The 21,426-nt window shown below is 64.2% G+C and carries 21 protein-coding genes; 7 read left to right on the top strand and 14 right to left on the bottom strand.

Annotated elements, in window-relative coordinates:
• Positions 1-108: 108 nt before the first annotated feature.
• The 3 genes from AC5RUQ_RS03690 (at position 109) to AC5RUQ_RS03680 (ending at position 2,395) form a co-directional block, all read left to right on the top strand.
• On the top strand, positions 109-726 hold the full coding sequence (locus AC5RUQ_RS03690) for a nuclease PIN (protein WP_256249300.1): 618 nt from the start codon (positions 109-111) through the stop codon (positions 724-726).
• Between the two features lies 1 nt (position 727).
• Positions 728-1,741 (top strand): inorganic phosphate transporter, encoded by a 1,014-nt coding sequence (locus tag AC5RUQ_RS03685; RefSeq protein WP_493946037.1) that lies wholly within the window; start codon positions 728-730, stop codon positions 1,739-1,741.
• Positions 1,742-2,044: 303 nt separating this feature from the next.
• The gene (locus AC5RUQ_RS03680) at positions 2,045-2,395 is read left to right on the top strand and encodes a hypothetical protein (protein ID WP_493946036.1); all 351 of its coding nucleotides are present in this window, start codon (positions 2,045-2,047) and stop codon (positions 2,393-2,395) included.
• An 87-nt stretch (positions 2,396-2,482) separates the two neighbouring features.
• Here AC5RUQ_RS03680 and pstB read toward each other — a convergent pair whose 3' ends face one another.
• From pstB to pstS, 4 genes are all read right to left on the bottom strand, one after another.
• Positions 2,483-3,262 (bottom strand): phosphate ABC transporter ATP-binding protein PstB, encoded by a 780-nt coding sequence (pstB, locus tag AC5RUQ_RS03675; RefSeq protein WP_163161406.1) that lies wholly within the window; start codon positions 3,260-3,262, stop codon positions 2,483-2,485.
• Positions 3,263-3,333: 71 nt separating this feature from the next.
• Entirely contained in the window at positions 3,334-4,446 is a 1,113-nt protein-coding gene (gene pstA / locus AC5RUQ_RS03670) for a phosphate ABC transporter permease PstA (protein ID WP_493946035.1), read from the bottom strand.
• Positions 4,447-5,379, bottom strand: coding sequence for a phosphate ABC transporter permease subunit PstC (gene pstC, locus AC5RUQ_RS03665; RefSeq protein WP_493946034.1), 933 nt, complete (start codon positions 5,377-5,379; stop codon positions 4,447-4,449).
• A 109-nt stretch (positions 5,380-5,488) separates the two neighbouring features.
• Complete coding sequence (gene pstS, locus AC5RUQ_RS03660) at positions 5,489-6,610, bottom strand: phosphate ABC transporter substrate-binding protein PstS (RefSeq protein ID WP_493946033.1); 1,122 nt, start codon at positions 6,608-6,610, stop codon at positions 5,489-5,491.
• A gap of 232 nt (positions 6,611-6,842) precedes the next feature.
• Between pstS and AC5RUQ_RS03655 the strand changes: the two genes are divergently transcribed.
• Entirely contained in the window at positions 6,843-7,970 is a 1,128-nt protein-coding gene (locus AC5RUQ_RS03655) for an FUSC family protein (protein ID WP_163161398.1), read from the top strand.
• Between the two features lie 13 nt (positions 7,971-7,983).
• Here AC5RUQ_RS03655 and AC5RUQ_RS03650 read toward each other — a convergent pair whose 3' ends face one another.
• The 6 genes from AC5RUQ_RS03650 to AC5RUQ_RS03625 are packed head-to-tail and all read right to left on the bottom strand — an operon-like array spanning position 7,984 to position 14,784.
• Positions 7,984-9,030 carry a Gfo/Idh/MocA family protein gene (locus tag AC5RUQ_RS03650; RefSeq protein WP_493946032.1) on the bottom strand — a complete coding sequence of 349 codons (1,047 nt, stop codon included), beginning with the start codon at positions 9,028-9,030 and terminating at the stop codon, positions 7,984-7,986.
• The gene (locus tag AC5RUQ_RS03645) at positions 9,030-10,052 is read right to left on the bottom strand and encodes a LacI family DNA-binding transcriptional regulator (protein ID WP_493946031.1); all 1,023 of its coding nucleotides are present in this window, start codon (positions 10,050-10,052) and stop codon (positions 9,030-9,032) included. Before AC5RUQ_RS03645 ends, AC5RUQ_RS03650 begins: the two co-directional genes overlap by 1 nt.
• 40 nt (positions 10,053-10,092) lie before the next feature.
• Positions 10,093-11,535 carry a GH1 family beta-glucosidase gene (locus tag AC5RUQ_RS03640; RefSeq protein WP_493946030.1) on the bottom strand — a complete coding sequence of 481 codons (1,443 nt, stop codon included), beginning with the start codon at positions 11,533-11,535 and terminating at the stop codon, positions 10,093-10,095.
• On the bottom strand, positions 11,535-12,455 hold the full coding sequence (locus tag AC5RUQ_RS03635; RefSeq protein ID WP_493946029.1) for a carbohydrate ABC transporter permease: 921 nt from the start codon (positions 12,453-12,455) through the stop codon (positions 11,535-11,537). Before AC5RUQ_RS03635 ends, AC5RUQ_RS03640 begins: the two co-directional genes overlap by 1 nt.
• Positions 12,452-13,468: a carbohydrate ABC transporter permease gene (locus tag AC5RUQ_RS03630; protein WP_493946028.1), complete on the bottom strand. Its 1,017-nt coding sequence runs from the start codon at positions 13,466-13,468 to the stop codon at positions 12,452-12,454. Before AC5RUQ_RS03630 ends, AC5RUQ_RS03635 begins: the two co-directional genes overlap by 4 nt.
• 59 nt (positions 13,469-13,527) lie before the next feature.
• Positions 13,528-14,784: an ABC transporter substrate-binding protein gene (locus tag AC5RUQ_RS03625; protein ID WP_493946393.1), complete on the bottom strand. Its 1,257-nt coding sequence runs from the start codon at positions 14,782-14,784 to the stop codon at positions 13,528-13,530.
• Positions 14,785-15,037: 253 nt separating this feature from the next.
• Here AC5RUQ_RS03625 and radA point away from each other — a divergent pair, with 253 nt between their 5' ends.
• Positions 15,038-16,411: a DNA repair protein RadA gene (gene radA / locus AC5RUQ_RS03620; protein WP_163161373.1), complete on the top strand. Its 1,374-nt coding sequence runs from the start codon at positions 15,038-15,040 to the stop codon at positions 16,409-16,411.
• A 124-nt stretch (positions 16,412-16,535) separates the two neighbouring features.
• On the top strand, positions 16,536-18,233 hold the full coding sequence (locus AC5RUQ_RS03615; protein ID WP_493946027.1) for a sensor histidine kinase: 1,698 nt from the start codon (positions 16,536-16,538) through the stop codon (positions 18,231-18,233).
• A gap of 39 nt (positions 18,234-18,272) precedes the next feature.
• Here the strand turns inward: AC5RUQ_RS03615 and AC5RUQ_RS03610 are convergent, their stop codons facing one another.
• Positions 18,273-18,542, bottom strand: coding sequence for a hypothetical protein (locus tag AC5RUQ_RS03610; RefSeq protein ID WP_493946026.1), 270 nt, complete (start codon positions 18,540-18,542; stop codon positions 18,273-18,275).
• A gap of 117 nt (positions 18,543-18,659) precedes the next feature.
• Between AC5RUQ_RS03610 and AC5RUQ_RS03605 the strand changes: the two genes are divergently transcribed.
• On the top strand, positions 18,660-19,133 hold the full coding sequence (locus AC5RUQ_RS03605) for an NUDIX hydrolase (RefSeq protein ID WP_493946025.1): 474 nt from the start codon (positions 18,660-18,662) through the stop codon (positions 19,131-19,133).
• 8 nt (positions 19,134-19,141) lie between these two features.
• On the opposite strand, the gene AC5RUQ_RS03600 is transcribed toward AC5RUQ_RS03605, so the two are convergent.
• From AC5RUQ_RS03600 to AC5RUQ_RS03590, 3 genes are read right to left on the bottom strand one after another with little or no spacing between them, the layout of a single operon-like run.
• Complete coding sequence (locus AC5RUQ_RS03600; RefSeq protein ID WP_493946024.1) at positions 19,142-19,459, bottom strand: hypothetical protein; 318 nt, start codon at positions 19,457-19,459, stop codon at positions 19,142-19,144.
• A 21-nt stretch (positions 19,460-19,480) separates the two neighbouring features.
• Positions 19,481-19,885, bottom strand: coding sequence for a universal stress protein (locus AC5RUQ_RS03595; protein WP_493946023.1), 405 nt, complete (start codon positions 19,883-19,885; stop codon positions 19,481-19,483).
• Positions 19,882-21,420 carry a tripartite tricarboxylate transporter permease gene (locus AC5RUQ_RS03590; protein ID WP_493946022.1) on the bottom strand — a complete coding sequence of 513 codons (1,539 nt, stop codon included), beginning with the start codon at positions 21,418-21,420 and terminating at the stop codon, positions 19,882-19,884. The genes AC5RUQ_RS03595 and AC5RUQ_RS03590 overlap by 4 nt, the downstream gene beginning before the upstream one ends.
• Between the last annotated feature and the right edge of the window lie 6 nt (positions 21,421-21,426).

Here is a 21,426-nt window from a genome sequence, read left to right as displayed (position 1 = left end):
TCAGGGGTGCAGTTCCGGCCCGGTAGAGTTAGCGTCAGTTGCGCGCCGGGGTCAAGTCACACGGCAGGCAACTCCCGCCCTGTACTTATCCCGGAGACCGGTAACTACGTGAAGCTGCGCCTTTTTCCCCAGGAGCCCGCCGGGCTGAACCTCTTATCCCAGATGGCGCAGCAAATCGTGCTGGCCAGTGCCACCCTGGCCGAGATCCTCGGCGTCCCCGCCGACGAGCACGGCAAGCTCGTGGAGGACATGCACAACCACGAGGCCAGGTCCGCCGAACTTCACTTCGCCCTCCTGACCCACATGCGCACCAGCTTCGTGAACCCGCTCCCCCGCGAAGACATGTACGCCTTGTCCCGCTACCTCAACGAGGCCATCGAGAAGCTGGATGCCGCGGCGGAGCTGGTGGCGCTTTACCGGCTGGAAAGGCTGCCCAAAAGGGCTGCGGACCAGCTGGAGGTCATCAGCCGGCAGGCCGAACTCACGGTGGACGCCATGCGCCGGCTCGACAACCTCGATGACCTCGAGGATTACTGGATCGAAATCCTGCGGCTTGCCAAACGCGCAGAACGGACGCACCGCGTCTGGGTGGCAGACATGATCAGGGACATGAAGTGGGCGCAATACTCACGCAACCGTGATGTTGCCAACCAACTGGTGGAGGTCACCAAGGACATGCGGCGCATCGCCACGCAGGTAGGCAGCATCATCGTCAAGGAATCCTGAGGTGACAGCAGTCATCTTCGGCGCGGTGGTTGTCCTGACGGCCGTGTTCGCCTTCGTCAACGGCTTCCGCGACGTCTCCACCTCTGTTGCCCTTGCCGTGCGCACCCGTGCTCTGACGCCCAGCGTGGCCGTTCTGCTGGCTGCCTTCTTCAATTTCCTCGGCGCCCTGCTGAGCGCACTCCTTGCCGTCGCCGTCAGCCAAACCTGGATCAACCTTCCCGGCGGTACGGACGGCCTCAACATACTGCTCGCCGGTTTGGGCAGCGCCGTTGCCTGGGGCATCCTGCTGTGGTGGCGGGGCATTCCAGCCTCTTCCACGCACGCTTTGGTGGGCGGCCTTGCCGGTGCCGGCCTAGCCAGCCTCGCAGTGGGCGGCACGGGTGTGGGTGGGGTGGACCGCTCCCTGCTGTTCCAGGTTGTCCTGCCACTGGTGCTGTCGCCGCTGGTTGCCTACAGCGGGTCCTTCCTGCTGGTTTACCCGGCCACGTGGGCCGCCCGCTACACGCAGCCCAATGTGGTGAACCAGCGGTTCCGCCGAAGCCAGTCCATTGCCGCCGGGGCGGTGGCGTTCGGCCACGGACTGCAGGACGGCCAGCGGATCAACGCGGTGCTGCTCCTCGCCCTGCTGGCGGCAGGATATTCCGACGGCGGGACTGTCCCCGTGTGGGTGGCGCTGCTTTCTGCGGTCATGATTACCGCCGGCACAATGTACGGGGGCTGGCGGATCTCACACACCATCGGCTACAAGATCACCCGTGTTGATCCGCTGCGCGGCTCGGTGGCACAGATCTTCAGCGCCCTCATGCTGTTTGTGGGCGCCATCGGGCTGCAGTGGTCCCTCTCCACCACACACACCGTTACCTCAGCCGTGCTGGGCGCAGGCGAGAACCAGCATTTTTCGGTGACCAACCGAAAGCTCGTGATCCGCATCGTGGGCCTCTGGATCCTGACTCCTGCGGCAACGGCTGCCCTGGCATTTGTCCTGGCGCTGGCACTTTCCCCGGTGGCCGGATAAGCGGTGCCGGACGTCTGGCCGCCAACGGCAGCGACGGCGCCGCGGAGGCCGGGACTTCCACCCTTCCGGAAGTCTGTCCGCCCTTGCCGGCCTGTACAGGTCGATCCATGTGACGTAAATTCGGAAGTACGCCTCCAACGCGCTGTTGCCGGGGGCTGATATCCGCCGCCGGGTGCAGGGCCGCGGATGAACGCCGCTGCAGCATATCGGCGGACTGGATGCACGTTGTGGAAAAGAGCAGGCATTGTGGCTAACTCGAATCCCCGGCACTCCCTGCCCCAGCCACGGCATATGGAATGCGAAGTGTGCGGAACGGAACATCACCTGACCATCCACGCCATCATGGCCATGGGTGGGGCCAACGGCGACTTGGTCACAGTTTCCTACACATGCAATAACTGCCGCCGGTTCCACGAACACCTTGCCTACGCGGCGGACGTGGCCGCGGCCCTGCACCAGGTGCGCTGGATGGCGAAAGTCATCATGTTCGGTGATGACTACATCCACTGCGGCTTTCCCATGGAGGAAGCAGAGTTCGAAATCGAGCGCCTTTGCTACCGCAGCAGTTCCGGCGGTGGCGCCCTCAGCTCCGTCTCACTTCCCACCAGGGTCCTGCGCTGCCGGTGCGGTTTCCAGCTGGAAGTGCCGGAGTAGCCGCACCCGCGCCTGGTTCAGCCGGCTGTGGGCCCACGGCCGCAGGGGTCCCCGGGCGAGCGTGCGAGCCTGGGGCGCGGCTGGGGATTATCCGAAGCGGCCGGAAACGTAGTCCTCAGTTGCCTTCTGTGTGGGATTGCTGAAGATGGTGTGGGTATCACCGATCTCGATCAGTTTGCCCGGCTTGCCGGTGCCCGCGATGTTGAAGAAAGCCGTACGGTTTGAGACGCGGGCGGCCTGCTGCATGTTGTGGGTCACGATCACCACGGTGTACTGGTCCTTGAGCTCATTGATGAGGTCCTCGATGGCCAGGGTGGAGATGGGGTCCAGGGCAGAGCATGGCTCGTCCATCAGGATCACCTGAGGTTCCACGGCAATGGCCCGCGCAATGCAGAGGCGCTGCTGCTGGCCGCCGGAGAGGCCTGAACCGGGCTTGTCCAGCCGGTCCTTGACCTCGTTCCACAGGTTGGCGCCCTTCAGCGAGCGTTCCACCAGGACGTCAGCCTCGCCCTTGGAGATCTTTTTGTTGTTCAGCTTCACGCCGGCCAGCACGTTGTCACGGATGGACATCGTGGGGAACGGGTTTGGCCGCTGGAAGACCATGCCGATCTGCGAGCGGACGGTAACCGGGTCCACGCCGGGGCCGTACAGGTTGTCGCCGTCGAGCAGGACTTCGCCCTCCACGCGGGCGCCGGGAAGCACCTCGTGCATACGGTTCAGGGTCCGCAGGAAGGTGGACTTGCCGCAGCCGGACGGACCAATGAACGCGGTGACGGACTTGGCCTCGATGTTGATGGTGACGTCCTCCACGGCAAGGAAATCGCCGTAGTACACGTTCAGGTCCTTGACGTCGATGCGCTTAGACATGGTGTTCCTTCACTAACTGGGTATGGATTGAAGTCTATGGTCCGGCCCAAACGACCGGAAGGAGCTGGGCCTCAGCGGCCCGTCCTCGGGGCGAAGACCCTGGCGATCAGCCGGGCGCCCAGGTTCAGCACCATCACCAGGATGATCAGCACCAGGGCGGCGCCCCAGGCCCGCTGCGAGGACGGGTCCGGGTTGGCCGGAGACGTGGGATTCAGGATCTGGGTGTAGATGAACGTGGGCAGCGAGGCCATCCAGCCGCTGAACACGTTGGAGTTAATGCTGGTGGCGAAGCCGGCGGTGACCAGGATGGGCGCAGTCTCACCAATGACCCTGGCGATTGCCAGGGTCACGCCGGACGCGATGCCGGAGATCGCCGTCGGGATGACAACCTTGATGATGGTCCGCCACTTGCGCACGCCCAGCGCGTACGCCGCTTCGCGGAGTTCGTTGGGAACGATCTTGAGCATTTCCTCACTGGACCGCACCACCACGGGGATCATCAGCACGGAAAGCGCGACGGCGGCAACGGCGCCGGTCTTGGTACCGGGACCGACCACGGCGAAGAAGAAAGCCGCGGAGAAGAGGCCGGCCACAATGGACGGGATGCCGGTCATCACGTCGACGAAGAAGGTGATGGCGCGTGCGAGCCGGCCGTCGTTGCCATACTCCACAAGGTAAATGGCGGTCAGCAGGCCCACCGGAACCGAAATGACGGTGGCCAGCAGGGTGATCTGCACAGTGCCCAGGAATGCGTGGTAGATGCCGCCGAGGACGGGTGCGCCTTCTTCCACCGCCCTGTTGTCGTAAACGCCGGTTACCCCGTTCATGGAGTTGGTAAGGAATCCCGGGTTGATAAGTCCGGGAACACCGTTGGCCAGCACGGTCCAGATCACCGAGAAGAGCGGGAGCAGCGCCACCAGGAAGGATCCCACCACCAGGCAGGTGGCGAGCTTGTCCTTTGCCTTGCGGGAACCCTCAACGGCGGCGCTCCAGGACACCAGTCCGATGGCGAACAGGATCGCGGAGACAATGCCCCAGCCGAACGGATTGAAGCCGATCAGGGCCATGATCGCGGCGCCGGCAATCAGCGCGGCGGCGAGGACGGCATAGGGGGCGTACTTTGGCAGCTGGCCCTTTGTCAGGGCCGAGCGCTTGCTGCGGACGGGAGTAAGCGTGGAGGTCATTTAGTTGGCTCCCGAGAATTCTTTGTGCCGGGTGATGATCCAGCGCGCGATCATGTTCACGGCCAGGGTGATGACGAACAGGACCAGGCCGGCGGCGATCAGCGTGCTGACCTTGAGTCCGCTGGCCTCGGGGAAGTTCAGGGCGATCTCGGCTGCAATGGTCTGGTTGCCGGACTGGATCAGGCTTGCGGTCAGGGCGCCGGAAGACAGCACCAGGGCCACGGCCATGGTCTCGCCGAGTGCGCGGCCCAGGCCCAGCATGATTGCGCTGATGATGCCGGGGCGCGCGAAGGGCAGGACCGACATCTTGATCATTTCCCAGCGGGTGGCACCCAGCGCGAGTGCGGCTTCCTCGTGCAGTTTGGGGGTCTGGAGGAAGATCTCGCGGGACAGGGAGGTGATGATGGGCAGGACCATGACGGAGAGGACGATGCCGGCAGTGAGGATCGTCTTGCCGGTGGCCGAGGCCGGGCCCTGGAAGATGGGCAGCCACCCCAGGTTTTCCGCCAGCCAGTTGTAGGCCGGGGAGATTTCCCTGGCCAGGAACGCTGCACCCCAGGCGCCGTAGATGACGGACGGGATGGCGGCGAGCAGGTCCACGACGTACCCCAGCCCTGACGCGAGGCCGCGCGGGGCGAAGTGCGAGATGAACAGTGCCACCCCGATGGCGACGGGTGTGGCGATGACCAGTGCGATGACCGCTGCGATGAGCGTGCCGATGACGATGGGCCAGATGTAGGCGAAGAAGCCTTTACCGCCCTGGATATCGGCGGCCGGTGCGGTCAGCGCCGGGATCGCCTGGACCACCAGGAAGAGTGCGACGCCGAAGAGGACGGCGAGAATAAGGCAGCCGGCGGCCAGTGCGGCACCCGAAAAGATTTTGTCCCCGGCGCGGCCGGCGCCCTGGGTGCTGGTCAGGGAGGTGGCGGTCATTCGACGGCCCTTCGATCGTGGTGGTACTGGAACTGGAAAGGGTGGCTTCCAAAGCCAAGTTCCCCGCACTGCCTGTCGGCAGGCGGGGAACCCGGATTCAGAGCGGTAATTAGGACTTGACCTTGATGGACTCGATGGCCTCGGTGGCCTTCTCGGCCAGGGCCGGGGAGAGCGGGGCGGACTTTGCGGAATCCGCGGCGGCCTGCTGGCCTTCCTCGGAAACTACGTAGTTCTCGAAGGCCTTGACCAGGTCAACGGTTTCCTGCTTGTCGTAGGCGCTGCAGACCACGTGGTAGGAAACCAGGACCACCGGGTAGGCACCGGATTCGGTGGTCTTGCGGTCCAGCTTGATGGCCACGTCATTGCTGGTGCGGCCCTCGACGGGGTTGCCCGCTTCCACGGCCTTGGCGGCAGCTTCGGCGGAGATCTTGACGAATTCCTCGCCCACCTTGATGGCCGCGGTGCCGAGCTTGCCGCCCACTGCGGAGTCATCCGCGTAGGTCACGGCGCCGGGGGTGTCAGTGACGGTCTTGACAACACCGGAGGTGCCTTTGGCGTTCTCGCCCTGCAGGCTTGCAGGCCAGACACCGGAGGACGCGTCCGTCCATACCTCAGGTGCTGCGGAGGCCAGGTAGTCGGTGAAGTTGGTGGTGGTGCCGGAATCGTCCGAGCGGTTCACCGGGGTGACCTTGAGGTCCGGCAAGGTGACGCCCTCGTTCAGGGCGGCGATGGCGGGATCATTCCAGTTGGCGATTTCACCGCGGAAGATCTTGGCGACCGTGGCTGCGTCCAGCTTCAGCTCGGTGACACCGGGAACGTTGAAGGCCACGGCGATCGGTGAAATGTAGACGGGGATGTTGATGGCGCCGTCGGGACCGCAAACTGCCTTGGAGCTTTCGAGCTCTTCGTCCTTCAGGTAAGCGTCCGAACCGGCGAACTGTGCGGAGCCGTCGATGATGGCCTTGCGGCCTGCGCCGGAGCCGTCCGGGGAGTACTGCACGGTGGCGCCCTGGTTTGCGGAAGCGAAACCGGCTTTCCAGGCGTCCATGGCTGCGCCGGTGGAGGATGCGCCGATGCCGGTGAGGGTGCCGGTGACCTTCGGGCCGCCGGAAGTCTGTTCGCCGGCGGGGGTGGTGCCCGTGGCGTTGTCTGAACCGCAGGAGGTGAGCGCGAGTGCGCCGGCTGCGAGAACAGCGATAGCCGCGTGGCGGCCGAAGCGGAGTGCCTTCACTAGATGTACCCCTTCCAGGGTTATTCAGGTGCGGGCAGGGACGGAGAACCCTGCAGCGCGATGCGTACGTTCTGTACGTTTATCGAAGGTATGGGCCGTAGGTAACGGGATGGGCTGTCCAAAGTGAACGGAACATTAACGACGGCGGGATAATGGCTTACAAGTGCCGGGTTCCCATTGCGCAGATCACATGTCCGGCCGTAGTGGACCTCCAGCAAATAGACTGGAACGCATGGCTTCGGCAGCAGGACTTTCAGCAGGCAGGCGGTTCCTGCGCGGCCGTATCCGCACCGGGCTCATCCGCAGCCGGAACTCGTTGGTTCCTGCAATCCAAATGACTGTCTGTGCCGTGGGTGCGTATGCTTTCGCCGAGTATGTGCTGGGGCACTCCGGGCCCTTGTTCGCCGCCACCTCATCCCTGATTGCGCTGGGTTTTTCCCGCGAACCGCGGCTGCGGCGGGTAGTGGAGGTGGGCCTGGGCTGCACCATCGGCATCGCCGTAGGTGATCTGCTCCTGCACTGGCTGGGCGGTGGAATCTGGCAGGCCGCCGTCGTCCTTCTTTTTTCCATCCTGCTGGCCCGCTTCCTTGACAGCGGCACAATTTTCACCACGCAACTTGGGCTGCAGTCGTTGCTGGTTGTACTCCTGCCCGCGCCGGCAGGGGGACCCTTCACGCGGAGCATTGACGCGGTGGTGGGCGGCCTCTGCGCGCTGCTGGTGACCATCCTTATCCCCAAGGATCCGCGCCGGGAGCCGCGCAAGGATGTGCAGAAGCTGCTGCATGAACTGGCCGAGGTGCTGCGCGAGTGCGGCGACGCCCTGGTTAAGAGCGACTCCACCCAGGCCTGGCACGCCCTTATCCGGGGGCGGAATTGCCAGCCGCTGGTGGACGGGATGCGCCAGTCCCTCCGCGCTTCCGGGGAGGTGGCCACCCTGGCGCCCGCCTACAGGCGGCACAGGGAAGAGCTCGACCAGCTGAAGCAATCGTTGGACTTCATTGACCTGGCGTTGAGGAACAGCCGGGTTTTCGCGCGGCGGCTCACCAGCGCCATCAACCACGCGGCGCTTTCGGACGAGGCGACGGAAAACATTGCGGAGGTACTGCAGGAGACCGCTGCCGCGATTGATGAGCTTTCGCTGGGCTTGGCGGAAACGCACGACGGCGTCCGCCGCGCCCATCTGCGCACCGCCCGCCGGGACTTGAGCGAGATAGCCCTGCGCCTGCATCCGAAGCTGCTGGAGGTGCAGAGGCTGGAAGGCGAAACGGTGGTCATGCTGTACCGCCCGCTAATGGTGGACCTGCTGGAGGCCACCGGGATGGACGCGCGTGAAGCCCGGGATGTGTTGCCCGCGCTCTAGGTAGGCCCGGTGTTTAACGCGCCTGCTCATCATTCAGGTAGCGCAGCCCCAGCTGCTGCCGTGCTTCGTCCAGCAGTTCCATCACCTGCACGGTTTCATTCCAGGGCATCAGCGGGCTCTCCTGCAGGCCTGCGCGGATGCAGCGGGCGGTTTCGCGCAGTTCGTGGATAAAGCCCTCAGTGTCCTCTGCGAATTCCTCCACACGGATGCTCCCGTCCAGCCCGCAAATCTCCAGCATGCGCGGGTTGTACAGCGGGGAACCGGTCCTGATCCAGCCGGCGGTTCCGCTGATGGTGGCGGTACCTGGTCCCGCAGCCTGCAGTGAGGAGGTCAGCTGCGCTGCAGCCCCTTCCGGGTATTCCAGGGTGATGGAATTCTGGACGTCCACGCCGTCCCGGTTCAAATGGCCTCTTGCCATAAGCCCGGAGGGGAACCCGAGGGCAGCGATGGCCCAGGTCAGCGGGTAAACGGCAAGGTCCAGCAGCGCTCCCCCGCCGGCCGCCGGATCCCACAGCCTGTCGGCAGGGTCGTAGGCAGCTGGAAAGCCCAGATCGGCCTGGACCCAGCAGACCGCTCCGATCTCCCCGCCGCCGGTCAGCTCCAGGGCTCGTCGGGTTGCCGGCAGGAAGCGGGTCCACACGGCCTCCATCAGGAAAAGACCCCGTTCACGGGCCAACCGGACCAGCTCGCGGGCCTCTCCGGCGTTGATGGTGAAGGGTTTTTCACACAGGACATGCTTCCCGGCTTCCAGCGCCGCACGGGCAACCTCGAAGTGCTGTGCATGCGGGGTGGCCACGTACACCACATCGACCCGGGGATCGGAAAAGAGCTGCTGGTATCCGGTTCCGGAAAGACCGTCGTGATAACTGACGGCAAAGCCGTGCTCTTCAGCGAATGCGTCCGCCGAACCCTTGCTGCGCGAACTTACCGCGTACAGCTCCGCGCCTTCAAGGCAGGCGAGGTCCCGGGTGACCCGGTGCGCGATGCGTCCTGTTGCCACAACGCCCCAGCGGAGCGTCACGTCACTTCCCGTGCTGCCGCTCAGCGCGTTGCCAGCCATCAGGCAGACTCACGGATCACGAGTGAGGTGGGGATCCGCGTGACACGGTCAGCGTCCTTGCCCTCGATCAGATCTACCAGGATTTCGGCCATCTTTTTTCCCATCTCAATGATCGGGTGGTGCACGGTGGTGAGCGGCGGGTTTACCGAAGTCGCGAACGAATCGTCGTCAAAGCCCACCACTGCTACGTCCTGGGGGATGCGGAGCCCGCGTTCCTGGAGCACAGTGTAGGCGCCGGCGGCCATCTGGTCGTTGGCCACGAACAGGCCGTCCACCTGCCGCCCGCTGGCCAGCAGACGGCGCATCGCTTTCGCCCCCGATGCCAGGGTGAAGTCCCCGTACTCCACCAGGGAATCCTCGAACCCGGCCTCGGCCATGGCAGATCTCCACCCGTTGAGGCGGTCTATGCCGGGCGGCATGTCCTGCGGGCCTGCGATGGTGCCAATGTGCGTCCGCCCGCCCTCGACCAGGACCCTTGTTGCACCCGCCGCTGCAGCTTCATTGTCAACGTCCACGTAGTAGCGGGCGCCTTCTCCCAGCGGCCGGCCGGCGAACACCATGGGAATGTAATCACTCAGGTGGGTCCAGGACCTGTCACCGGCGTGGTGGGATACCACCAGCGCGCCCGCCACGTTGCCGCCGAGCAGGAATGCTCTCGTCTTCTCGGGCTTGGCTTCCGAGGCGATGACCATGTTCAGGGTGTAGTCAGTCTCCCCCAGATACAACGCCACGCCCTGGACAACTGACGCGAAGAAGGGATCCGCAAACACCTTCGACGTGGACTCCGGGACGATGAGCGTCACGGAGTTGGGCCGCCTGCTTGCCAGGGACCGCGCTGCCCGGTTTGGCGTGTAGTTCACGGCAAGGATGGCCTGGCGCACCTTCGCCGCAATGTCCTCGTCCACGCTTGGAACGTGATTGACCACCCGCGAGACGGTGGCGCGGGAGACCCCGGCCAGCGCTGCCACCATTTCAAGGGTGGGCGTTGGCCGGCTTCCGCTGGTGTCTTGCTTCACAATCATCGCTCCGTGGTCTGGCTGGCACTTGGCCGGGGATTTCAGTTTAACCGGGCAAGGATGCAGCGGGCCGGGAAGCGTACTTCTTTGCGGCGGCAATCAGTTCCGAATAGGCCTTGCCGCTGTCCTTGACTGTCCTTTCCAGCGTGCCGTAGTCCACGCGGATAATCCCAAAGCGTTTTCCGTAGCCCCAGGACCATTCAAAATTGTCCAGGAGGGACCAGACGAAGTAGCCGCGGACGTCCGCGCCCTGGTCGATGGCTTCGCCCACGGCAGCCACGTGCTCCAGGATGAACGCGGTCCGCTCTTCGTCGTGGACGGCGCCGTCGGCGCTGACACTGTCCTCATAGGCGGCCCCGTTCTCGGTGATGTACAGCGGCGGCAGGGACGGGTACTCCTCCCCCAGCCGGACCAGGAGTTTGCGCAACCCGTCCGGGTTTACTTCCCAGCCCATTGCAGTCCGGGGCAGGCCCCGGCTGGGAAACGCAATGGACTCGGAGCCGATCCACGGTGAAACGGAGGGGCGCTCGGCGCCGCCGGAATGGCCGTCGCTTCCGGCGTCGTCCGCGTGGCCGCTGATCAGGTCATCGTGGTAGTGGTTCACCCCGAGGAAGTCCAGGGGTGCGCTGATGATCTCCAGGTCCCCGGGCAGGATAACGTCCGGCAGGCCGAACGGGGCGAGGTCCCGCAGGGAATCTTCCGGGTAGCTTCCCCGCAGGATTGGGTCGAGGAAGATCCGGTTCTGCAGGGAGTCAAACCGGCGGGCAGCGTCAAGGTCCACCGGGTCCTGGCTGTCCCGCGGGATCGAATTGCTGAGGTTAAGGGTGATCCCAAGATGCTGTGCTCCCCTGTCCCGCAGCGCATGTACCGCCAACCCGTGGGCCAGGTGCTGGTGGTGTACGGCAGCGATTGCTGCGGAAGGCTCCTGCCGGCCGGGAGCATGGACCCCGGACCCGTAGCCCAGGAGGGAAGAACAAAAAGGCTCGTTGAAGGTGGTCCAGTGATGGACCCTGTCCCCCAGCGCCGAGTACACATCGCTGGCGTACTCGACGAACCGGTACGCGGTGTCCCGGTTGGCCCAGCCGCCCTTTTCCTCGAGTGCCTGCGGCAAGTCCCAGTGGTAAAGGGTGAGCCATGGCAGGATCCCTGCTTCAAGAAGTTCGTCCACCAGCCGGGAGTAGAAGTCCAATCCCTCTCGGTTGACTGCCCTGTCTCCGGGACGCACCCGGGCCCAGCTGGTGGAGAACCGGTATGAGGCCAACCCCAGCTCTTTCATCAGCCGGACGTCCTGGGGCATCCGGTGGTAGTGGTCCACCGCCTGCTCAAGATGGTCACCGTTGGCAATGGCACCGGGGATCCGGGCAAAGTGGTCCCAGATGGAATCTTCCTTGCCGCCTTCGCAGCCGGCGCCCTCTATCTGTGCGGCCGCCGTCGCCGATCCCCAGATAAAGCCCTCGGGCCATTGCCTCTTGTACGTCGGGTGCTCCATTAGCCCTTAACTGCTCCTTGCATGATTCCTGAGATAAGTTGTTTTCCGGCCAGCACAAAGAGCACCAACAACGGGAGTGTTGCCAGGACCGCTCCGGCGAGGACCACCGAGTAGTCCACGTAGCGGGCGGACTGCAATTGGCTGAGTGCCGTCTGCAAAGTGGGGTTGCCGGCGTCGAGCACCAGCAGGGGCCAGAGGAAATCCGTCCAGGCCGTCATAAACGTGAACAGAGCCAGGATGGCCATGGCGGGCCGGGCGGCGGGGATGGCCACGTGCCAAAAAGTGGAAATCATGGTGGCCCCGTCCATCCTTGCGGACTCGATGAGTTCGTCCGGAATCACGTCCACGAGGTACTGCCGCATGAAAAAGACGCCGAACGCCGTCACCAGCGTAGGAACCACCACAGCACCGATCTCCCCCGTCCATCCCAGGGTGCGCATCACCATGAAGAGCGGGATGATGCCCAGCTGGGTGGGGATGGCCATGGTGGCCACGACCATAAGCATCAACCCGTTCCGGCCCTTGAACCGCAGTTTGGCGAAGGCGTAGCCGGCCAGCGTGGAGAAGCCGACAACGGAGACGGTGATGATGCAGGAAATGAGGACGCTGTTTCCCAAGGCCAGCCAGAAGGGAATGGTGTCGAAGACCTCACCCACGTTGGTCCAAAAGTTCCCGCCCGGCAGCAACGGCGGCCACGTCTCACCCAGGGCCTCATTGGACCGGCTGCCGATAACGGCGGACCACCAGAGCGGATAGGCCGAGGACACCAGGAATGAGAGGAGCAGGCCGTAGGTCAGGAATCCTGGTCTTTCACCGGAGCCGAAAAGGCGCTTCCGCAACCGTGCCGGGCCGGCGACAGGTTTGTTACTTGGGTTCGGGGCTTCAACCGGCGCAGTGGAAACGCCTTCGATGGTGCTCATCGCTTGGTCCTTTCGGCGCGTTTCCGCACAGCTCTCCGGGCTGCTCGTGGGGGCTTGGCGGCGTCGGCCGTGGCGATCCGCCGCGAGATCAGGTAGTTGATGAGGCCGAACAGCACGATGATCAGGAAGAGCAGCCAGGCGATGGTGGATGCCTTGCCAAAGTTCTGGCGCTGAAAGGCCATTTCCCAGAGGTACAGGACCGTGGTCTGGAACTGCCGCTGCGAGCCGCCGGCCGTGGCGGGATCAAAGAGGCGGGGCTCGGTGAAGATTTGCAGGCCGCCGATGGTGGAGGTGATGACCACGAACACCATGGTGGGCCGGATGCTCGGCAGGGTGATGCTGAAGAACCGGCGGACGGCGCCGGCTCCGTCCAGGGCGGCTGACTCGTAGAGGTCCCGGGGAACGGCCTGCATTGCCGCAAGCAGGATCAGGGCGTTGTAACCGGTCCAGCGCCAGTTCACCATGGTGGCGATGGCGATGTGGCTGGGCAGTGTTTCGCTCTTCCACATCACCGGGTCCAGGCCGAAGTTGCCCAGCACGTTATTGATCAGTCCGTACTGTTCGCCGAACATGTTGGTGAAGATCATGGCTACTGCCACCGGGGTGACGATGTAGGGCAGGAGTACGCTCATGCGCCAAAACGTCCTGGCCCGCAGGTTCTGGTCCAGCATGGCCGCCAGGAAGAGTGCAACGGCAAGCTGCGGGATGGCGGACAGCAGGAAGATGCTCACCGTGTTGAAGAGGGAGTTCCAAAAGAATCTGTCCTGCAGGACCTCCACGAAGTTCTGCAGTCCCACGAATTGGCCCTGGCCCTTGAGCAGGTGCCAGTCGAAGAGGCTGACCACGAACGTGTACACCAGCGGGAACAGTCCCACCAGCGCGAACAGGATAAAGAACGGGGCGATGTAGAAGTAGGGCGATGCCTTGACGTCGAAGACGTTCAGCTTCTGCCGAAAGGTTGGCTTGGCTTTGATGGCCGCGGGTTTGGCGGGGCGGTTCAGGGTGGTTGTCATTGGGCTCTTGCCCTCCATCGGGGGGCCTCCCTTTCCGGGAGGCCCCACAGCGGGTGGTGCTAGTTGTTTACGACCAGGTCGTTGAGGAGCGTCAGGGCTTCGGACCAGGCTTTGTCTGCATCGGCCGTGCCGCCGTCGAGCATCTTCATCGCCGGGCCGAACACGTTCTCCTGGATTACGGAGTCGTCAGGCCCCTTGAACTGGGCCACCACGCCCTTGGCGCGGTTGGCAAGGATGACGCCGGTGGGGGCGTTGTTGAACAGCACGTTGGGGGTGGCGTCGGCCACGAGCTTTTCCTGTGCCTTCAGGGTGCTGGGGAAGTTGTTGGCCGCAGCCGACTGCTTGACCTGCTGCTCAGGGGCGGTCAGCCAGGCCGCGAGCTTGGCCGCTTCTGCCGGGTGCTCGGAGGTCTTGGGCACTGAGAGGAATGCTCCGCCCCAGTTCGAGGCACCGCCGGGGAAGACGTCGGCGAAGTCCCAGCCACTGTCGGTGCCGCCGCCCGCTGATTCCAGCTGGCCCTTGATGGTGCCGAGCATCCAGCCTGGGCAGACGAAGGTGGCGAAGGAACCGTCAGTGAACGCCTTGCCGTTGCCCCAGTCCCACTGGGTCTGGTTGGCGGACAATCCGGAGGCGGTGCCGGCAGCCAGCATCTCGAACCTGGCCTTCATCTCGGAGTTGCCCTCGATGTTCAGCTCGCCGTCCTTGGTGTAGTAGCCCTCCTCCATTTGGTTCACCATGGAGTTCCAGACGAAGCCGGACTGGTCGTACCAGGCCTTTCCGGTGGCCGCCTTGTACTGCTCGCCAAGCTTGAAGTAGTTCTCCCAGGTGGCGTCGTCGCCGCCAAAAAGTTTCGCTACTGATTCGCGGTCCTTCGGCAGGCCGGCAGCCTCGAACAGCTTGCCGTTGTAGCAGAGGCCCTGCGGTCCGATGTCCGTTCCGTACCCGATGACACGGCCGTCCGGATCAGTGCCCTGCTTGAACTTCCAGTCCACCCAGTTGTCCTTGATGTCCGCTGCGCCGTGCTCGTTCAGGTCCACGAACTGGTCCGAAACCTCCATAATGGATCCCAGCCAGCCCTCCTCGATGGCCACCACGTCACTTAGGCCGGAACCGGCTGCGAGCTTGGTGAAGGCGTCGGTGCGTGCGTTCGCTCCGCGGTCGATGTTGGTGGCTTTGATCTTGATTCCAGGGTTGGCCTGCTCGTATTCACCGTAAAGATCGTCATAGCCGAACGTTCCGAAGGTGGTGACCGTGAGCTCCACCGGGTTGTCTGCGCTTGCTGCCTGTCCTGTACTGCTGCTGCAGCTGGTGGCCATCAGGGCCAGGGCCGCTGCGCCCGCGATGGCGGCCGCTGTATGTCGACGTGCAAATTTCAAGGTCACTCCTTTGTGTGGGACTGCCGATGCCGAGAGAGCGCTCTCTAGCAAGTCCCTGAACTCTATTGGTGACGCCGATCACTGTCAAGAGAGCGCTCTCTCACCGTGATCCACGACCTGCGGGCCTAGGGCACGGCCGCTCGAGGCTTGGAGCCGGGCGGGAATGTCAGTGCCCGCCACTAGGGTGGAACGCATGGCTACCAAGACTTCCCGGGCATCCAAGGCGCCCGCCTACAAGTGCGCCGAATGCGGCTGGACCACCGTCAAGTGGGTGGGCCGGTGCGGCGAGTGCCAGGCATGGGGCACCGTGGAGGAAACCGGCACCGCAGTGGCGCGGACGACGGCGGCTACCACCGTTCTGGAGCCCGCGCGCCGAATCGCCGAGGTGGACGCCACCACAGCCGCCTACCTGCCAACGGGCGTTGACGAACTGGACCGGGTGCTGGGCGGAGGCCTGGTCCCGGGTGCCGTCATCCTGCTCGCCGGCGAACCCGGCGTCGGCAAGTCCACCCTCCTTCTGGACGTGGCCGCGAAGTTTGCCCGAACGGCGCAGGACGTGCTGTACGTGACCGGCGAGGAGTCCGCAGCGCAGGTGAAGCTGCGCGCGGAGCGGATCGACGCCGTCGCGGAATCCCTGTATCTCTCCGCCGAGACGGACCTGGGCCAGGCCCTCGGGCAGGTGGAGAAGATTGAGCCGCGGCTGCTGATCGTGGACTCGGTACAGACCCTCAGCAGCGCCGATGTTGACGGCAGTGCCGGCGGCGTCTCGCAGGTCCGGGAAGTGGCAGCTTCCATCATTGCCGCGGCCAAAAGGCGGAACATGACCACCCTGCTGGTGGGTCACGTGACCAAGGATGGCTCCATCGCCGGGCCGCGGCTGCTAGAGCACCTGGTGGACGTGGTGTGCCAGTTTGAGGGTGAACGCCATTCCCGGCTCCGGTTGCTCCGGGCGGTCAAGAACCGCTACGGGCCTACCGACGACGTGGGCTGCTTCGACCTGAACGAAAACGGCATCGAAGGGCTCGCCGATCCCAGCGGGCTCTTTGTCAGCCGCACCAAGGATCCTGTTTCGGGCACGTGCATCACCGTAACCATGGAAGGACGGCGTCCGCTGCTGGCGGAGGTGCAGTCACTGCTCGCCGAGAGCCCCAACTCGCAGCCGCGGCGGGCCACCAGCGGCCTCGACAGTTCCAGGGTTTCCATGCTGCTGGCCGTGCTGCAGCAACGGGCAGGTACCTTGCTGCACAAGGATGATTCCTACGTGGCTACGGTGGGCGGAGTGAAGCTCAGCGAACCCGCCACGGACCTCGCTGTTGCCCTTGCCGTGGCTTCAGCCAAGGCCCGCAAGCCGTTGCCCATCCGGCTGGTTGCCTTCGGCGAGGTAGGCCTGGCCGGCGAGGTCCGCCCCGTCCCCGGCATCAACCAGCGCATCCAGGAGGCCCACCGGCTGGGCTTCACCCACGCGGTGGTTCCGGCAAGCCATACCGGGCCGGGGCCCGTTCCGGCCGGTTTCTCGGTGCGTGAAGTGGAGCACTTGACGGAAGCCTTGAGCCTGCTGATTGGATGATTCCATGAAGCATGGGTAGAGCTTGCGGGTGGGAAACACCAGCGATGTCTTGCTTCCACCGGTACTCTGAAGCTACTTTCAAGCAGCCAGAGGGTTATTATTTCTGCGCTGGGGGGCCAGATTGGTGAAGCAACGTCAAGAATCGGACAGGGCTGCGTTCGTCGATGCCGGGGAGTTTGCCATCAACGGCCCCCTTGCCGACAGAGTTGATGCGATCTATGGACGGCTCGGAGACCGGGGCAGGGTTGTGCTGGCCCAGCTGCCCCTCACCATCACCGTTTGCCTGGTGGTGGCAGCTGCCGCGGCGTTCAGCCCGGCCACCCTGGCAAGTGACATGTTCCGCCTGGCACTGCTGGCCCACACGGCGATCTTCGCCGCCTGCCTTGCCATACCATGGGCAAAACTGCCGCCAGGTGCCTCTGCCGCTATTCCCATCCTTGACTGCGTCGCTATCGGGTTCACAGGGGAAGCCGGCGGGCCGGCCTTCAACGTCCTGAGCCTTTTGCTGGTGTTTCCCGTCATTTGGCTTTCCGTGCGCCGCCGCCGGCACATGCTTTTCCTTGCCATCCTTGGGGCGGTGCTCAGCACTGCGGTCCCCACCGCCGTCGCCGGCTCAGCTCCGGCTCCACCGGAAATGATCCGGATGATATTCCTGCCCCTTGTAATGTCAGCTATCGCAGTGACGGCGTATGCGGTGGCCGGCATCGTTCTCCGGCAACACCAAAGACTCCTGCACAGTGAGCATGAACTGGCGCAGACGCTCGCGGAGAACGTGCGCCGCCAGCGCCTTCTGGACGCAGTGCTCGCAGCAGTAGGAATAGGGGTCTGGGTGGTGGATGCTGAGGGCAGGACCGTCCTGACGAATAAGGCGATGCAAGCCGATCCCGCGCTGGCCGCCCTTACTGAAGCGGCCGGCCACGGCGGGCTTTTCCTGGCAGACCGGTCCTCTCCGATGCCCCCGGACCTGTCGCCGGTGTCGCGTGCCATCAGCGGCTCCACCATTTCCGATGAGCTGTATTGGACCGGCGACCCCGGCGACCCGGCCCAGCAACGTGCATATTCGGTGGGCGCCCACGGCATACCTGCCAGCCAAGGGAAGGGCGGGGGTTCGGTCCTGACATTCGTGGACGTAACGCGTTTGATCAGCGCGCTGGCAGCCAAGGACAACTTTGTTGCCACCGTTTCCCACGAGCTGCGGACACCGCTGACATCGATCCTCGGCTACCTTGAGCTGGTATTGGACGAGCCAGGCCACGAGGAAATCCAGGCTGAGCTCCTGGTGGTGCACCGGAATGCCCAACACCTGCTGGGCCTGGTCAACGACCTGATCGCCGTCGCGTCGGAGCGCGTGGAGCTGTCCCTGGAGGACACGGACCTGGCCAAGCTGGTGACGGAAGTAGTTGATGCGACCATCCCCGAGGCAGCCATGAACGGCCTCCAACTGGTGCTCGACGTCGAGCAGCCCCTGCCCGCCCGCGTTGACCCAGGCCGGATCCGCCAGGTGCTCGGCAACCTCCTCTCCAACGCCATCAAGTATTCGAAGGAGGGCGGACGGATCACGGCGCTGGCACGGAGGAATGGGCAAGCGCTTGTCTGTTCGATTGCGGATACCGGTGTTGGCATGAGCGCGGAAGAGCAGGAGCAGGCGTTCACGAAGTTCTTCCGATCGGCGCGGTCCCGTGAAACCGCCATCCCGGGCGCCGGCCTGGGCTTGCCGGTCAGCAAAACGATCATCGAAGCCCATGGCGGATCGATCAGCCTCGCCAGCACCCCGAGTGTGGGTACCACCGCAACATTCACGATCCCATGCGCTGAAGACTAAGCCGTCAGCCGGCCAGCCGTACCGAAGCCCGGCAGTGGATCAGCCGTGCTGCGACAACGAATCGGGGTCGTCCATGTGTGAATTGAAGAGCCAGCCGGAAACATCGCTGCGCAGCACCAGGAGCGGGCCGCCGGTGGCGCTGACGTTTCCTGTGGGCACGTAATAGCCACGGCCTGATCCGGGTCCGCCCGCCGCACGGTCCAAGGCGTCAACCAAGTGCCGCGGCAGGTGGCCCTGCGGGCCAAGAATGCGAAGCTCATCAAGTTCTTCCGGCGTAAGCCGTCCCAAAACCTCAGCGATGTTGGCCATGACCGGTCCCTTCGAGCAAAGTGCCTGAAGGAATAACCTAAAGCAGGGCCGTGAACTGCAGGTTAACGTTGGACGGCAACTACCGTTCATTGTGAAATGTCAGCAGGTGGAGGACAGATGCCGGTTTTCAGCGCAGGACTACTGCTGTACAGGAGGGCAAACCCCGGCGGCCTGGAAGTCTGGATAGCCCACATGGGCGGCCCGTTTTGGGCACGCAAGGACGCACATGCCTGGTCAGTGCCGAAGGGCGAATACACCGTGGACGAAGATCCGCTGGCGGCCGCCCTGCGGGAGTTCGCCGAAGAGATGGGTTCGCCCGCCCCGGCCGCGGATTACCAGCAGCTCGGGCAGTTCCGGCAGCCGTCCGGCAAGATCATTACGGTGTTTACTGCAGAGCAGGACTTCCAGCCGGACCGGATCGTCAGCAACACTTTCCCGCTGGAGTGGCCCAAGGGTTCGGGCCGGATCCAGAACTACCCGGAAATTGACGATGCCCGCTGGTTTCCCGAGGCGGAAGCACGGTTCAAGCTGGTCAAGGGCCAACTGCCGGTCCTTGATGCCCTGGCGGAACACGTCCGGGGGCAGTCATAGGGCGGGCGTCAAGCAGCCGCCTGTCGCGGCGGCCCGACCCGCGCTTGAACCTGTGAAGGTGCCTGCGTCCGGGCGGGTGCCCCGTCCTGCGCTACCTTGATGACCGTAACGCCGTCAACGGAACAGAGCATGGTCCTCCCGGCGCCGTCGTTCCTGATGATCCAGAAAACGCTGCGGTCTGCGGCGATCATGTCGATGGTTCCGGAGATCATGGCCCCACCGGCTGTATGGACCTCCACGTGATCGTTCCTGCACAGTTTGGACCAGTCAGGGATAGGCGCAGCTGCGGGCACCGGGCTGCGGCGGGCGGGATTGTGTTTGTACATTGGAGCTTCCCGTCATCTGCCTTAGAAGTGCCCGCCGTCGGCTTTGACGGCCAGGACCGGGCGGTCCGCCTGCATCAGGATCTGCTGGGCATGGCTGCCCAGGATGAACTTCCCTACGTGGGTGCGGTGCCGCAGGCCAATAACGATGAGCGAGGCATCAACTTCCCTGGCAACATCGAGGAACTCATCGGCCAGATCGTGCTGGTAGGGCGGCTGGATGACAGATGCCGTTACTCCGACGTCGGCAGCACGCTTGGCAGCCTGCGCCAAAACGTCCTCCGTAGCCACAGACTTGTCCACCAGGGCACCCTGCCGGGCCGAGTTGACGATCACCAGGTCTTCGTTGCGGAGCTTTGCTTCGGCGATGCCTGCTGCGAGTGCGGCCTGTCCTGCGGGCGTTGGGACGAATCCGACGATGATGCTCATACCTTCTCCTTGATGTCCGGCGTGACGGCTGATGTTGGGGCAGTTGAACTGCGCTTGCGCTTGGCGATGACGGTACGTATGGCCGGAAGTACAGCTACCAGAACGAAGACCACCAGCAGCGTGGCAGAGATGGGACGGCCGAAGAACCCAAGGGGATCGCCGCCGAAGACCAGCAGGGAACGGCGCATGGAGCTCTCCAGCAGCTCGCCGAGCACGAAGGCCAGCACCAGGGGGCCCGGTTCGAAGCCGAACTTCTTCATGAGGTAGCCGATGATGCCGAAAACGACCACGAGCGTCACATCAAACATGCTGTTGTTGATGGTGTAGGCGCCCAACAGCGTGATCAGGGCCGTGACGGGAGCCAGGATGGCGGCCCGGACGCGGAGGATCTTCACGAAGATCCCCACCAGCGGCAGGCTCATGATCAGAAGCAGGATGTTGCCGATGTACATGGAGTTCACCACGCCCCAGAAGAGCTCGGGGTTCTGCTCCACCAGCTGCGGGCCGGGGGTGACGCCCTGGATCAGCAGCGCACCGAACATCAGCGCCATGGTGGCGTTGGCGGGGATGCCAAGCGTCAGCAAGGGTATGAAGGACGATGTGGCGGCAGCATTGTTGGCGGTTTCCGGCCCGGCGACGCCCTCGGGGGCCCCCTTGCCGAAGCGTTCCGGCTGCTTTGCCCGCTTTTTCTCCATGGCGTAGGAGGCCATGGAGGCGATAGTGGCACCACCTCCGGGCAGGATGCCCAGGAAGAAACCCAGCACGGAACCACGTCCGATCGCCCCCGACGCCTGCTTGAGGTCTTTGCGGGACGGCCAGACATTGGCAACTTTCGACGGCGCCTTGGCGGCCCGGTGCCGTTCCTCAAGGTTGTAGAGGATTTCGCCGAGGCCAAAAATGCCCATGGCGATCGGCACGAAGTCGATGCCGTCAGCGAGTTGCAGACTGCCAAACGTAAACCGGCTTTCGCCGGTAAAAATGTCCCGGCCCACCGTGGCGAGGAGCAGCCCGAGCGCCGCGGCGATAAGTGCCTTGGCTTTTGACCCGCTGCTGATGGTTGCCACGAGGAGGATGCCGAGCATGGCCAGCGCGGTGTATTCGGGCGGCCCGAAGTCCAGGGCGAAGCTGGCCACGATGGGGGCAAGGAACGTCAAGCCGATAATGGCCGCGGTGCCGCCCACAAAGGAGCCGATGGAGGCCAGGCCCAGCGCCGTGCCGGCCCTGCCCTGCTTCGCCATCTGGTAGCCGTCGAACACGGTAACCACCGAGGAAGCTTCACCCGGCAGGCGCAGGAGGACGGAAGTGATGGTGCCGCCGTACTGTGCGCCGTAGAAGATTCCGGCGAGCATGATGATGGCGGTGACCGGCTCCACGTTGTAGGTGAGCGGAAGCAGGATGGCGATGGTTGCCGCGGGCCCCAGGCCGGGCAGCACACCGATCAGCATGCCGATCACGACGCCGATCAGGCAGTAAAGGAGGTTGGTGGGCTCCAGGACTACCGCGAATCCGTTGATAACGGGATTGAGAAAATCCACGGGAGG

This window comes from Arthrobacter sp. MDT2-3 (assembly GCF_059090465.1).
The sequence above is the reverse complement of the archived record's forward strand: the minus strand, read 5'-3'. Positions and strand labels throughout refer to the sequence as shown.

What these genes read in the sequence shown, in the direction of transcription:
- pstB (WP_163161406.1), bottom strand. Translation starts at nt 3,262, where the DNA reads ATGTCTAAGCGCATCGACGTCAAGGACCTGAACGTGTACTACGGCGAT.
- AC5RUQ_RS03655 (WP_163161398.1), top strand. Translation starts at nt 6,843, where the DNA reads ATGGCTTCGGCAGCAGGACTTTCAGCAGGCAGGCGGTTCCTGCGCGGC.
- AC5RUQ_RS03645 (WP_493946031.1), bottom strand. Translation starts at nt 10,052, where the DNA reads ATGATTGTGAAGCAAGACACCAGCGGAAGCCGGCCAACGCCCACCCTT.
- pstA (WP_493946035.1), bottom strand. Translation starts at nt 4,446, where the DNA reads ATGACCTCCACGCTTACTCCCGTCCGCAGCAAGCGCTCGGCCCTGACA.
- AC5RUQ_RS03650 (WP_493946032.1), bottom strand. Translation starts at nt 9,030, where the DNA reads ATGGCTGGCAACGCGCTGAGCGGCAGCACGGGAAGTGACGTGACGCTC.
- AC5RUQ_RS03635 (WP_493946029.1), bottom strand. Translation starts at nt 12,455, where the DNA reads ATGAGCACCATCGAAGGCGTTTCCACTGCGCCGGTTGAAGCCCCGAAC.
- AC5RUQ_RS03610 (WP_493946026.1), bottom strand. Translation starts at nt 18,542, where the DNA reads ATGGCCAACATCGCTGAGGTTTTGGGACGGCTTACGCCGGAAGAACTT.
- radA (WP_163161373.1), top strand. Translation starts at nt 15,038, where the DNA reads ATGGCTACCAAGACTTCCCGGGCATCCAAGGCGCCCGCCTACAAGTGC.
- AC5RUQ_RS03640 (WP_493946030.1), bottom strand. Translation starts at nt 11,535, where the DNA reads ATGGAGCACCCGACGTACAAGAGGCAATGGCCCGAGGGCTTTATCTGG.
- AC5RUQ_RS03625 (WP_493946393.1), bottom strand. Translation starts at nt 14,784, where the DNA reads ATGGCCACCAGCTGCAGCAGCAGTACAGGACAGGCAGCAAGCGCAGAC.
- AC5RUQ_RS03595 (WP_493946023.1), bottom strand. Translation starts at nt 19,885, where the DNA reads ATGAGCATCATCGTCGGATTCGTCCCAACGCCCGCAGGACAGGCCGCA.
- AC5RUQ_RS03605 (WP_493946025.1), top strand. Translation starts at nt 18,660, where the DNA reads ATGCCGGTTTTCAGCGCAGGACTACTGCTGTACAGGAGGGCAAACCCC.
- AC5RUQ_RS03600 (WP_493946024.1), bottom strand. Translation starts at nt 19,459, where the DNA reads ATGTACAAACACAATCCCGCCCGCCGCAGCCCGGTGCCCGCAGCTGCG.
- AC5RUQ_RS03630 (WP_493946028.1), bottom strand. Translation starts at nt 13,468, where the DNA reads ATGACAACCACCCTGAACCGCCCCGCCAAACCCGCGGCCATCAAAGCC.
- pstC (WP_493946034.1), bottom strand. Translation starts at nt 5,379, where the DNA reads ATGACCGCCACCTCCCTGACCAGCACCCAGGGCGCCGGCCGCGCCGGG.